Genomic DNA, 12,645 nt, shown 5'->3' on the forward strand with positions numbered 1-12,645 from the left:
AGCAGCTGTTACTCCATTTCCGTTTCATATCCTTTTGTTTTTAATACAGCATAAATTTCATCTTTATGTTCTTGATTTTTTGTTTCGATGGAAATTGATAATTGGGCGTAGTTTGGATATATTTTATCACCGATGTGACTTAAAGATATATCTAATATATTACCATTTAGTTCTGAAATCACTTCTAATATCTTTTCTAAATTTCCAGGTTTGTCTTTTAAGATGGTGCGGAAACGCATAAATCGTCCAGATTCTACCATGCCACGTTCAATAATTCTGGAAATAAAGCTCACATCTACATTCCCACCGCTAATGATCGGCACAACTTTCTTGTTTTTCAGCGGGATTCTTTTTTGTACTAGAGCGGCCAAGGAAACAGCTCCAGAACCTTCTACTAACAACTTATTTCTTTCCAGTAGCATTAACATTGTTTGTGCTATTTCCATTTCATCGACTGTTATTATATCGTCTACATATTTAGAAACTATTTCAAATGTATGTTGCCCTGGTCTTTGCACTGCAATCCCATCTGCCATTGTTGGATCTGCAACTACAGTAGTTATTTTCCCTTCCTGAAGCGACTGCGCCATACTTGGGCATGCCTTTGCCTCCACGCCATAGATCTTAATGGAGGGATTTTTCTCTTTCACAGCAATGGCAATCCCAGCTATTAAACCACCACCACCAATAGGACATACAATCGCATCTACATCAGATAATTGATCCATTATCTCTATTCCGACCGTTCCCTGACCAGTAATAATAGCTTCATCATCAAAGGCGTGTACGAAAGCAGCTCCTGTTTGTTCTCTTAATTCCAAAGCATAATCTAAAGCCTCATTAAAGCCATTACCCTGTAATAAAACTTTTGCACCATAATCTTTTGTAGCCTGAATCTTACTTAAAGGAGCACCGTTCGGCATGATAATTGTGGAGGAAATATTAAGCTTCGAACTTGCGTATGCCACACCTTGTGCGTGATTTCCTGCAGACGCTGCTACTACACCTTTTATTAAATCTTCCTTTTTTAAGGACATCATTTTATTGTAGGAACCACGAACTTTAAAGGAACCTGTCTTCTGTAAATTTTCTAGTTTTAAATATACTTCATTTTGAGAAAACTCACTAAATGTTCTTGAATAATCTAATGGTGTTTTATGTACGATACCACTCATCAATTCAGCTGCTTTTACAATATCTTGATATGAAATCATATTCTTCTCTCCTAACGAATCGTTACAATTATGTTAGTTTTGACAAAATAAATAAGGTTATTCGTTTTAGAATTTGAGGGAAAGGGGTAAACAATCATGGAATTGGCACACACAGACCATTTCATCGCATATGCTAGCAAAAAGATTTTATATTTCTGTAGGAGGTAGGCATATGTATTATCATTTTATCAACCAGCAAGGATATTATTATCCTTATCGACATAATCCATATTTTTCTTATTACTCACAACCTGACCATTGGGCTCGACAACAGCCTATAAGAGGGCAGGCAACATGGACCGAAGGAGGACAAGTAACAGAATGTGGAATTCCTTGGTCAGATAATTTATTTATGACTGCTGCAGTAGGGGAGAATAGCCCATATAAATGTGGTCAAACACTTAAAATCCGAAATATTTCTACACCTGGTCAAAGGGAAGTTGTTGTAACGATCGTCGATAAAGTACGAGGCTATCCACCAAATAAAATTAATCTACATCGACGTGCATTTGAAGCTTTAGGAGCAAACTTGAATCTTGGTGTTATTAATATCGAGATAACTCCATCACCAGAATTAGAGGAAGAACAATGGGGTAAATATTTATTAGAACTTACGGAAACAGCTTATCCAAAATATGTAGTTAGAGATTATAACTTTATTAGTAAAAATCAATTATCAGGCGATAAAGTAAAAGAAACGTATGAATTTATCCTCCAATCCCCAACTGAAAATATTAAAGTTAGAGCTAATGTTATTTACAATGCAAAAACAAATCGTGTTATATCATTTGATTTGGAAGAGTTGTAAAGAAAAGAATCTTCGAACGCCGGGGACTTAACCATGAACTGGATGTTAATGTGTATCAATAGTGCTAAGGAAATACACTTCGTTCCACATAGGAATCTACGTGTATTTCCTCCGCTAATAACTTTATTCGTATTGCAGGCAATCTAATCTTGTGAAATTAGCATTGCGAAGACAGAATAAAAAAACGAACTATCTTGATTATTTATCAAATGATAGTTCGATTTTAAATTTTATCTATATTCCTTTGTTAAAACTCTTTTTGAACCTATTAATAAACTTTATCACCATTAAAGATGGAGTTTTTCACTACTACATAGTCCACATTGCGAATGGCATCAAGTTTAGTACCACCAGCATATGAAATAGAAGATTGCAGGTCTTGCTCCATTTCAATTAAAGTATCGATGAGTGCCCCTTTATGTTCTACATACATTTTTTTGCCCTCAACATTTTTCTTTTCACCTTTTTGGAATTCAGAAGCTGATCCAAAATACTCTTTAAATAACTTACCATCTTTTTCGATTGTTTTCCCAGGTGATTCTTCATGACCAGCAAATAATGATCCGATCATTACCATCGATGCTCCAAAACGGATTGACTTTGCGATATCACCATGAGTCCGAATTCCACCATCTGCGATAATTGGTTTGCTAGCAGCTTTAGCACACCAACGAAGGGCAGCTAACTGCCAACCACCTGTACCAAATCCTGTTTTAATTTTAGTAATACAGACCTTACCAGGTCCGATTCCGACTTTTGTTGCATCTGCACCAGCGTTTTCTAATTCTCTTACCGCTTCAGGTGTTCCAACATTACCAGCGATGACAAAGCTTTGAGGTAAGTGCTGTTTAAGATGTTGAATCATTGAAATTACAGCATTAGAGTGACCATGAGCAATATCAATAGTAATAAACTCCGGTACTAATCCTTCTTCAGCTAAATGCTTCACAAAATCATATTCCTCAGGCTTAACCCCTACACTGATAGAAGCAATTAAACCACGAGATTGCATATCCTTAATGAAGTCAATTCTTTTCTCTGGTTGAAAGCGATGCATAATATAAAAATAACCATTTTCGGCTAAATAAAGTGCAATTTTTTCATCAATAATTGTTTGCATATTTGCTGGGACTACAGGAAGTTTAAAAGTATGTCCTCCTAGAGTTACAGAGGTGTCACACTCTGAACGACTATTTACAATACACTTTGCAGGTATCAATTGAATATCTTCGTAATCAAATACATTTTCCATAATAGTATACACTCCTAAACACGAATGTTGATGAATTGATGAGCGATAATTGTTCGCCCTTTAGTAATGTACCTTATTTATTTTGGAATGTAAAGGGTTAAACTGAACTAAAAAAATACTAATTCAATAAATGATTAAAAAAAACTGAATAGAAAATAATACTTATAACCACTGTTATTCTAAGATAGGAGGGCATATATGATACGAAAAAATCTTGCAAATTTGCTAGTAATAATAATGGCCCTAACAACTTTACCCCAAACAATTCCTGCTCAAACACACATTAACTTTTTGGAAAATTATACTCAGCTTTCAAAAAAAACTAGTATCCCTTATGGGCATCCTGATGATATTCCCAGGGAAGACTATGATTTTACTCTTGCCTGGGAAACGGACACACAATATTATAATCAAACCTACTATGAACACCAGCTTAATATTCATAAATGGTTAATTGCTAATCGTGAAAGAATGAATATTCAATACTTAATCCATACGGGTGATATCGTGAATGTTGCGTATGATGAAGAGCAGTGGAAGAGGGCAAATAAAGCTTATCAATTATTAGATAAAGCAAATCTTCCATACGGCATATTAGCAGGAAATCACGATGTAATGTTATTAGATAAAGTACATTATGAAACCTATTATACTTACTTTGGGAAAAATCGTTTTCAAGAAAATGATTGGTATGGTGAAAGTTTTCAGAATAACCGTGGCCATTATGACTTACTATCCATAAAAGGTATTGATCTATTATTTATATATATGGGGTGGGATATTACACCTAAAAGCATTCAATGGATGAACAAAATATTAGAAAAATATCCGGATAAAAGAGCTATTCTTTGTTTTCATGATTTTCTTACTCCTAATGGGAAACGAAATGAAAATGGAGAGAGAATATTTAAAGAAGTTGTGAAACCAAACTCGAATGTATCGATGGTATTATCAGGTCATTATCATGATGCGAACCATCGTGTAGATGCGATTGATGACAATGGGGATGGTAAGCCGGATAGAAAGGTATGGCAGTTATTATTTGATTACCAAAAGCTAAAAGAAGGTGGACTTGGTTTTATTAGACTTATGCATGTGGATATAAAGGGAAAGAAGATTATTTCTCGAACATACTCTCCGTCTATAAATCATTATGATGATTACAGACACGATAATCGAAATCAAAGTGATTTAATCATTCCATTTCATGATCTTGGAATTTCAACGGTTGAATAATCGCATAATATACGTATAATCTGCAAATGATACATCATAGGTAAATATTCCTGTAAAGTAGTTGAGTTGGTGAAAATAATGCGTAGATGGAAAATGCAGAGGAAGTCAAAACAAAATCAACAGCTAAACAATAACAAAAATCAGCAAGAACTTTCATTTGACGCATTGTTACAAAACTTCGTGAACTCGGATGATTTCACTCAATTTACAGTAAAAAAAAATAAGGCTGTTCTCTGCATAGGCTATTATGAATCACTAGTAGATTCAGAAATGGTTCATCGAGATGTATTGCCATTTTTAAAAACATATAAAGTAATTTCATCATTATCCTCCGAGATACCAATTGAAGATATAATTATTACATCTGATCCAGCTATCATTCAAATAAATGTATCCAGAGGATATTTAATTATTTTTGATACAAATAACATAGATGTAGTAGCACTTGTAAATGTAAAACTTGAAAAAGGTAGAGAAGTATCACTTCCGGAAGTTGAATTTAGTGTTATTGGACCTAAAGAATCTTTCGTAGAGTCTTTAGATATGAATATAAATTTAATCCGAAAGCGATTACCAACCTCATTGTTAAAGACTAAAGAAATTATAGTCGGTAGTTTATCGCAAACTAGGATATCTGTTCTCTTTATAGAAGGTATTGCAAATCAAGAAAATGTTAATACAATTGTCCAACGTATTTCAGATCTTAAGATAGATCAAATCCATGATTCCTCTACAGTAACGCAATTAATTCAAGATAATCAACATTCTCCTTTCCCACAAATAATTGATACAGAACGGCCTGATAGAATAGCTGCTGTGTTAGGAGAAGGGAAAGTAGCAATATTAGTAGATGGAGCACCACATGGTTTAATAGCACCAACAACGATTTTTGAATTTTTTTCTGCTTTTGAAGATTATTATTTGAATTGGGCAGTAGCTTCGTTCTTCCGAATAATTCGTTTTTTTGCGGTTTTATTCTCTATTATGATTACACCCTTATATGTTGCGGTAATAACGTACCATTATGAACTAATTCCTAAAGATCTTATTAGCACACTTGTTATTTCTCGGAGTGCAATCCCATTACCACCAATATTAGAAGCATTAATATTAGAATTAACAATAGAATTACTGCGTGAAGCCGGAGCACGGTTACCTACGAAGGTTGGTCAGACAATTGGTATTGTGGGTGGTATTGTAATAGGAACAGCGTCTGTAGAGGCTGGATTAACAAGTAATGTTTTGTTAATATTTGTAGCTTTAGCAGCCCTTGCATCATTTACAACACCTGTGTATCAAATGGGTAATACGATTAGACTTATTCGTTTTCCTTATTTATTAATGGCCCATTATATTGGTTTAATTGGTGTCGCAATAAGTTTTTGTTTTCTTTTAATCCATTTATTAAGACTGTCATCTATAGGGAGACCATTTCTAGAACCAATATTTCCCCCACGTGTACAAGACCTGAAAGACGCAATTATCCGTTTACCTATTTCATTTCAGGATAAAAGACCAATTGCATTACAATCAGAAAATACACGTCGATTCAGCAAGAAAAAAGCAATTAAGACAAACGATCCTAAAAAGAATTGATTGCGGAAGTTGGTGAGTATATTGGAACCGAAACAACTACAAATTTCTCCCTTTCTCATATTCTTTTTAGTTCATTCTGTTCAAGTAGGGGTAGGAGTACTAGGTTTTCAACGGGTTGTGATGAAATCAGCTGGAAATGATGCATGGATAGCGGTGATTTTGGCTGGGATTGCAATTCATATAACGATTTGGCTTATGTATGCGATTATGAACCGCCATAAGCAAGATTTGGTGAGGATACAAAATGAATTATTTGGCAAATGGATTGGAGGTTTTTTTAACACCATTTGGATAATATATTGGCTATTAGTAGCGATTATTGTATTGCGAAGTTACTTAGAAATTGTTCAGGTTTGGGTCTTCCCATTAATAAACATATTTGTTATTACATTCATTTTTATCATACTTGTATATTATTGTGTTTCTGGTGGATTTCGGATAGTAGTTGGAATTTGTTTTCTTGGAGTAATCATCCCATTTTATATTTACTTAACTTTTTTATATCCAATTGAATATGCTAATTTTCGTAATTTACTACCAGTCTTTAATCATTCAGGAGGGGAAATTATAATAGCATCAAGAGATGTAAGTCTCTCCTATTTAGGATTTTCCGTTATTTTCATGGCATACCCATATATTAAGAATCCAAAAAAATCTCAAAAATGGGCACATTTTGGAAACTTACTAACGACATGTATCTATCTATTTATTATTATCATTTCCATATGCTATTTCAATGAAAAACAAATTAGTCATCATATTTGGGCAACACTATCTTTATGGCAAATTATTGAGATGCCAATCGTGGAAAGATTTGAATACATTGGAATTACTTCATGGCTTTTAATTATCCTTCCAAATATATGTTTAAGCATTTGGGCCAGTACAAAAGCACTTCACGAAGTGTATCATATCCGACAAAAGCTCGGGCTTCTCATTATTTTATTTATTCTACTTATTTCAACCATGTTGATTAATAGTAGAGAACATATAGATATGGTCAATAAATATATGTCATACCTAGGACAAGCCCTGTTATATATTTATGTTCCTCTTTTGTGCATTTTATCCTTCGTAATCATGAAGTTTAGGAGGAAGAAATCTTGAGAGTCCATGCCTTTCTTTTAATATTAATGAGCACTTTTCTCCTAACAGGTTGTATTAATCTACAACAAAGAGTATTAGATGATGTGCAGTTAATAACTGCGCTTGGTTATGCGGAATTAGATGAAGATATAATAGAAATTACTGCAGTTTATCCAGATTTTCAACCTGATAAAAGTGTGAAGAGTAAAATTTTCACAGTACAGGATACAATGGCAAAAGAAATTCAAAATGATATAAATCTACAATCAGAGAAGCCATATGTTGCTGGAAAGATAGAGGTTATTTTATATGATAAGAATTTATCGGAAAGAGGGATTTCAAAGCTACTAGATCAATTTATACGTAATCCATCAATTGGATCAAAAATATACTTAGGTATTTTGGAAGGCAATCCAAAGGAAATTTTAAGTAAGCAGTATGGAAAAATTGATAATGGTCTTTTTCTATCTAATTTGATTGAACAAAATATTGAAACAGGTTTACTTCCAAAAACTAACTTTCACCTTTTTAACTATGCTTTATATTCAGATGGGATGGATGCTTGGCTTCCGATTATAAAACAAAAAGAGGATACTGTTAATATTTCAGGAATCGGCTTATTTAAAGATGATAAATTGGTTGATACTTTACGAGAAGACGACTTTTTTCTGTTTAAAGCATTGCTTGAACATAAAAGTAATCACGAAACATTCTCCATACGATTACCAGAGAATGAAGAACTGTCCATATTCAATATCAGTTCTAAAAGAAAATATAATATTTCACAACCAATGAAACCTTCCGAAATCATTATCACATTAAAAATGAAAGCAATCATTCGTGAATATAGCGATAAACACCTTACAGGCAATAAAATACACAAATTAGAGAAAGATGTTGAAAAGTACTTAAAAGAAACTAGTGAAGAAATGATTCGCAAATTCCAAGAACATCACATCGATCCTCTTGGAATGGGTGAACAAATAAGGTCAAGAACTCGTAAGTGGGATAAGGACAAATGGTATGAATTATACCCAAACTTACAAGTTACAATTAAACCTGAAGTTACGATTATAGGATCAGGAATTATTGAATAAATAAAAGATAAGGATAGTGTTAAATGGAACTAAGTAAGAAACATCACCACGTAGATAAAATATTTTGGAGCATAGCCTTACCAGGGTTTGGACAAATTTTGAATGGAAAAATCATTAAGGGGTTCTTATTTGTATTTCTTGAATTTCTTATCAATGTTAAATCCAATTTTAATCAAATAATTTTATTAAGCTTTCATGGAAAGATTGAAGAAGCGATAAACATTACTGATTATCAATGGCTAATGTTCTATCCGTGTTTATATTTTTACGCTATGTGGGATGCTTGGAGAGATGCAGGTGGTGGAAAGGGGCGATTTTCTTCTATTCCATTTGTCGTTACAGCATATTTTGTAACTGTAGGATGTATTTACTCACCGATTTTTAAAGTATTTAGTATTAAATTGGGACCTGTATGGTTACCAATTCTTTCTGTCATTCCAGGTTTATTAGTTGGGTACATTATTAAGAAAACATTGGAACGATTTGTAAAATAAATTGTGTAACATTATTGGTAATATTGGTCTATCCGGATTATCATTAATTTGTTCCTTTTTTAACAATTTATCCAAGTATTAAATCTTCCCTTAACCACTATTTAACATTTCACTAACTTCATATTATTCATACATAATAAACCAATCATTAGAATTCTACCTCTAACTATGCTACAGTATTGTTGATTATATGAATTTATATTTTATAAGGATGGTGTCATCAATGCCTGTTAAACAATTAAAAAGCATAGAGGAATTAAATAATTTTGTAGAGCAACCAGGGAAACATATACTGTTCAAACATAGTACAACTTGCCCAATTAGCGCAAAAGCACATGAAGAATTTCAATCATTTGTAGAAGAAACGAATGTTGATGCAGCGCAAGTATTTGTAATTGAGGACCGCCCAGTTTCTAATCATATTGCAGAAAAGTTTGACATTAAACACGAATCACCACAAATCTTTCTAATAGAAGATGGTAAAGTAATATGGAATACATCTCACTGGAAAATTACAAGATCTTCTATTAAGGAGGCTGTTGTAGGTGAGTAAGCAAGTAATCGTATATTCAACAGATGGTTGTGTAGAATGCAATATTGTTAAACAAATGTTAACTGAAGAAGGAATACCTTTTGAAGTAAGAGATGTAATGAAGAGTGAACAATACCAGCAAGAAGTTGAGAAATTTGGATTTATGGGAGTACCTGTTACTGTCTTTGGTGATCAAGCCGTAAAAGGCTTTAATCCTGAACTAAAAGAATTAATAGCGAAAGCAAAAGCATAAAAGAAGTTGCCACCATGGCAACTTCTTTTTTTATTATTATATTCATACCAAATTTACTATTGAATGTATATTGAATTAACCATATCATATGAGTATAGCGCTTACATATGACCTTGAATGAAACTTCCTAGACTTGTAAGTTACTAATGAAAAGGAGGCACTACAATGTATAGGCAAGAGTATCCAAGACCACAGTTTGTAAGAGATGATTGGAAAAATTTAAATGGGAAATGGGAATTTGAAATTGATCATGGCAATAGTGGTAAAGACCGAAAACTATACGAGGCTTCAAGTCTAGCAGATCAGATAAATGTTCCGTTTTGTCCTGAAAGTGAACTTTCTGGTATTGGCTATAAAGATTTTATGGCTGCAGTTTGGTATAGGAGAGAATTCGATATACCGGAAAATTGGAAAGATAAAAGAATCTTACTACATTTTGGTGCAGTTGATTACGAAACTACTGTTTGGATAAATGGAAAAGAGGTTGGAAAACACCGTGGTGGTTATACACCATTCTCATTTGAAATTACGGATCTATTAAAAAATGGAAACAATGTACTAACTGTAAATGCAGTAGATGATAATCGTTCAGGTTTACAACCTCGTGGGAAACAAAGTGCAGGCTACTATTCTGCAGGATGTGACTATACGAGGACGACTGGAATATGGCAAACTGTGTGGTTGGAAGCTGTTCCTAAAAGCTATATAAAGAAAGCAAAGTATATTTCAAATCCAAAAGATAGTTCTGTTAATATTGAACTAGAAGTTGATAGAAAATCAGAAAATCTACAGGTAGAACTCACTGCATTGTATAAAGGAACCGAAGTTGGTAATCGTACTTTATCTGTAAATGGTAATCTAGCACAAGGAGATTTAATAGTTTCAGAGGTACATTTATGGGAGCCAGGGAAGCCGGAATTATATGATTTAGAGATTACATTATTATACAATGGTCAGCCAATTGATCATGTCTCCAGTTATTTTGGAATGAGGACCGTTTCTCTTCGTGATAAAGCAATATACATTAATGAAAAGCCTGTTTTCCAAAGACTTGTTCTTGATCAAGGTTTCTACCCTGATGGAATTTATACTGCACCATCGGATGAAGCATTAAAAAGAGATATTGAATTATCGATGGAATTAGGATTCAATGGTGCAAGGTTACATGAAAAAGTTTTTGAACCGAGATTTTTATACTGGGCAGATCAAATGGGCTATCTTGTATGGGGAGAACATGCAAACTGGGGCCTAAATATAACGAATGCAGAAGGTCTATCAAGATTTTTACCGGAATGGATAGAAGCAGTTGATCGTGATTTTAACAGTCCTGCTTTAGTTGGATGGTGCCCTTTTAATGAAACATGGGATCTAAATGGAACAAAGCAAGATGATGAGGTTTTACGTATTACGTACGAGGTAACAAAAGCCTTAGATAAAACTCGTCCAGTGATTGACACTAGTGGAAATTTCCATGTTGTAACAGACATATTTGATATTCATGATTATGAACAAGATGTAGAAAAATTCGCAGAGAAATTTCGCGCAATGGGTGAGGGGGGAGAAGCGTATGTAACATTCCCTCATCGCCAACGTTATGAAGGGCAACCATATTTTGTTAGTGAGTACGGTGGGATATGGTGGCAGCCAGGAAACGATGAAGGATGGGGTTATGGAAATCGCCCAAAATCTGAAGAAGAGTTTTTAGAGAGATATAAGGGCTTAACAGAGACACTACTGAAAAATAAAGCGATATGTGCTTTTTGTTACACTCAACTGTATGATGTGGAACAAGAAGTAAATGGTCTTTATACGTATGAACGTAAAGCAAAATTTGATCCAGCTATTATTCGAGCTATTAACAGCCAGAGAGCAGCAATTGAAGAAGAAGTAACAATTAAAAATTAGGCTTTATGAAACCCATTACTCTTTCATGAAGGTAATGGGTTTTTTCTTATTGGGGGAGAGAAAATGCACTTTATCGCAATCGGAGACAATTGTATCGATTATTACATAGAAACGAAGCAAAAATATGTAGGTGGGAATGCTTTGAATTTTGCTGTATATGCAAAGCAATTAGAAGTAGAATCTGCCTATTTAGGTGTTATTGGAAATGATGAAAATGGAAAGATAATTATTGATGCTTTAAAAAAAGAAAAGTTAGATACTTCTTTGATAAAAGAGGAGCAAGGAGAAACGTCTATTACGGAAATTATATTAGACAATGGAGAGCGAAAATTTGTTGGTTTTGTAGAAGGTGTATTTGCTACATTTTCTTTGTCAGAGCAAGAAATCTCTAACATTAAAAAATTTCCATACGTCCATTCAGCAGTTGGTGGTAAATGTGAAAGCTACTTTCAGGAAATCAAAAAATCATCGATAATATCCTATGATTTTTCAACAGAGAAGAATGTAAACAGAATTTTAGAAATCGCACAAAATATCGATTATGGGTTCATCTCTTACTCTCAAGAGGATGATGAGATACGAAACATACTTCAAAAAATGTGTGCACACGGAGTTAAAGCAGCAGTAGCAACTTTAGGGGAGAACGGTAGTATTGCCTTTGATGGAAGGAAATTTTATAAATGTGGCATCTGTGAAGCCGAAGTAGTAGACACATTAGGTGCAGGAGATTCTTTTATTGCTGGGTTTATGGTTGCAATTTCTAGGGGAGACTATATAGATGAAGCGCTGAAAGCTGGTGCAAAAAATGCTAGTAAGACAATTCAATACTTCGGTGCCTGGTAATCATATGAAAGCTTCAATGTTTATATAACATTGAAGTTTTTTTCAGGAAAAAATATATTAAACTAGTGTCTTTACAGCTGTTAATTATCATGTATAATTAAAGTTAATTTTAGAAAGTTAACTTTTTCACAAAGGATGTGGGTAAAACGATGAATAGAGAACTTAAGTGGGCACTTTTGATCCTAGTAGTTATTTTGTTAGGATATATTCTGCCATATACCGTTCTAACTAATGTGGAAGCATGGTATGGTAGTTTTTTAATATGGACCTTACTTGCAATCATCATCATCTTCATTAATTATCTTTTCACAAGGAACTGGGGTGAGTAA

The 12,645-nt window shown here is 33.7% G+C and carries 13 protein-coding genes; 11 read left to right on the top strand and 2 right to left on the bottom strand.

Going from position 1 to position 12,645, the window contains the following annotated elements; all coding sequences use genetic code 11:
- Positions 1-8: 8 nt before the first annotated feature.
- Positions 9-1,214, bottom strand: a complete 1,206-nt coding sequence (gene ilvA, locus ACFPM4_RS01935; RefSeq protein WP_144925726.1) for a threonine ammonia-lyase — start codon at positions 1,212-1,214, stop codon at positions 9-11.
- Positions 1,215-1,386: 172 nt separating this feature from the next.
- Between ilvA and ACFPM4_RS01940 the strand changes: the two genes are divergently transcribed.
- Complete coding sequence (locus tag ACFPM4_RS01940; protein ID WP_382347086.1) at positions 1,387-2,022, top strand: DUF3889 domain-containing protein; 636 nt, start codon at positions 1,387-1,389, stop codon at positions 2,020-2,022.
- 268 nt (positions 2,023-2,290) lie between these two features.
- On the opposite strand, the gene guaC is transcribed toward ACFPM4_RS01940, so the two are convergent.
- On the bottom strand, positions 2,291-3,274 hold the full coding sequence (guaC, locus tag ACFPM4_RS01945; protein WP_144925720.1) for a GMP reductase: 984 nt from the start codon (positions 3,272-3,274) through the stop codon (positions 2,291-2,293).
- Positions 3,275-3,472: 198 nt separating this feature from the next.
- Between guaC and ACFPM4_RS01950 the strand changes: the two genes are divergently transcribed.
- The 10 genes from ACFPM4_RS01950 to ACFPM4_RS01995 all read left to right on the top strand — a co-directional run bounded on the left by ACFPM4_RS01950 (position 3,473) and on the right by ACFPM4_RS01995 (position 12,645).
- Positions 3,473-4,510 (top strand): metallophosphoesterase family protein, encoded by a 1,038-nt coding sequence (locus tag ACFPM4_RS01950; protein WP_144925717.1) that lies wholly within the window; start codon positions 3,473-3,475, stop codon positions 4,508-4,510.
- Between the two features lie 93 nt (positions 4,511-4,603).
- The gene (locus tag ACFPM4_RS01955) at positions 4,604-6,106 is read left to right on the top strand and encodes a spore germination protein (RefSeq protein WP_382347091.1); all 1,503 of its coding nucleotides are present in this window, start codon (positions 4,604-4,606) and stop codon (positions 6,104-6,106) included.
- Positions 6,107-7,213: a GerAB/ArcD/ProY family transporter gene (locus ACFPM4_RS01960; protein ID WP_382347094.1), complete on the top strand. Its 1,107-nt coding sequence runs from the start codon at positions 6,107-6,109 to the stop codon at positions 7,211-7,213.
- Positions 7,210-8,289, top strand: a complete 1,080-nt coding sequence (locus ACFPM4_RS01965; RefSeq protein ID WP_382347097.1) for a Ger(x)C family spore germination protein — start codon at positions 7,210-7,212, stop codon at positions 8,287-8,289. The genes ACFPM4_RS01960 and ACFPM4_RS01965 overlap by 4 nt, the downstream gene beginning before the upstream one ends.
- 23 nt (positions 8,290-8,312) lie before the next feature.
- On the top strand, positions 8,313-8,783 hold the full coding sequence (locus tag ACFPM4_RS01970) for a hypothetical protein (protein WP_382347100.1): 471 nt from the start codon (positions 8,313-8,315) through the stop codon (positions 8,781-8,783).
- Between the two features lie 223 nt (positions 8,784-9,006).
- On the top strand, positions 9,007-9,336 hold the full coding sequence (ytxJ, locus tag ACFPM4_RS01975) for a bacillithiol system redox-active protein YtxJ (RefSeq protein ID WP_144925705.1): 330 nt from the start codon (positions 9,007-9,009) through the stop codon (positions 9,334-9,336).
- Positions 9,329-9,568: a glutaredoxin family protein gene (locus ACFPM4_RS01980; protein WP_144925702.1), complete on the top strand. Its 240-nt coding sequence runs from the start codon at positions 9,329-9,331 to the stop codon at positions 9,566-9,568. The genes ytxJ and ACFPM4_RS01980 overlap by 8 nt, the downstream gene beginning before the upstream one ends.
- 165 nt (positions 9,569-9,733) lie before the next feature.
- On the top strand, positions 9,734-11,473 hold the full coding sequence (locus tag ACFPM4_RS01985) for a glycoside hydrolase family 2 protein (protein ID WP_144927965.1): 1,740 nt from the start codon (positions 9,734-9,736) through the stop codon (positions 11,471-11,473).
- 63 nt (positions 11,474-11,536) lie between these two features.
- Positions 11,537-12,316 carry a fructoselysine 6-kinase gene (frlD, locus tag ACFPM4_RS01990; protein ID WP_144927962.1) on the top strand — a complete coding sequence of 260 codons (780 nt, stop codon included), beginning with the start codon at positions 11,537-11,539 and terminating at the stop codon, positions 12,314-12,316.
- Between the two features lie 149 nt (positions 12,317-12,465).
- A complete protein-coding gene (locus ACFPM4_RS01995) occupies positions 12,466-12,645 on the top strand; it encodes a hypothetical protein (RefSeq protein ID WP_144927959.1) in 180 nt (59 codons plus the stop codon).

The sequence above is a fragment of the Lederbergia graminis genome, from assembly GCF_042655485.1.
GTDB lineage: Bacteria > Bacillota > Bacilli > Bacillales > Bacillaceae_C > Lederbergia > Lederbergia graminis.

Excerpts from the sequence above, each read along its gene's own strand:
- ACFPM4_RS01985 (WP_144927965.1), top strand. The coding sequence starts at position 9,734 with ATGTATAGGCAAGAGTATCCAAGACCACAGTTTGTAAGAGATGATTGG.
- ilvA (WP_144925726.1), bottom strand. The coding sequence starts at position 1,214 with ATGATTTCATATCAAGATATTGTAAAAGCAGCTGAATTGATGAGTGGT.
- ACFPM4_RS01955 (WP_382347091.1), top strand. The coding sequence starts at position 4,604 with ATGCAGAGGAAGTCAAAACAAAATCAACAGCTAAACAATAACAAAAAT.
- guaC (WP_144925720.1), bottom strand. The coding sequence starts at position 3,274 with ATGGAAAATGTATTTGATTACGAAGATATTCAATTGATACCTGCAAAG.
- ytxJ (WP_144925705.1), top strand. The coding sequence starts at position 9,007 with ATGCCTGTTAAACAATTAAAAAGCATAGAGGAATTAAATAATTTTGTA.
- ACFPM4_RS01950 (WP_144925717.1), top strand. The coding sequence starts at position 3,473 with ATGATACGAAAAAATCTTGCAAATTTGCTAGTAATAATAATGGCCCTA.
- frlD (WP_144927962.1), top strand. The coding sequence starts at position 11,537 with ATGCACTTTATCGCAATCGGAGACAATTGTATCGATTATTACATAGAA.
- ACFPM4_RS01995 (WP_144927959.1), top strand. The coding sequence starts at position 12,466 with ATGAATAGAGAACTTAAGTGGGCACTTTTGATCCTAGTAGTTATTTTG.
- ACFPM4_RS01970 (WP_382347100.1), top strand. The coding sequence starts at position 8,313 with ATGGAACTAAGTAAGAAACATCACCACGTAGATAAAATATTTTGGAGC.
- ACFPM4_RS01940 (WP_382347086.1), top strand. The coding sequence starts at position 1,387 with ATGTATTATCATTTTATCAACCAGCAAGGATATTATTATCCTTATCGA.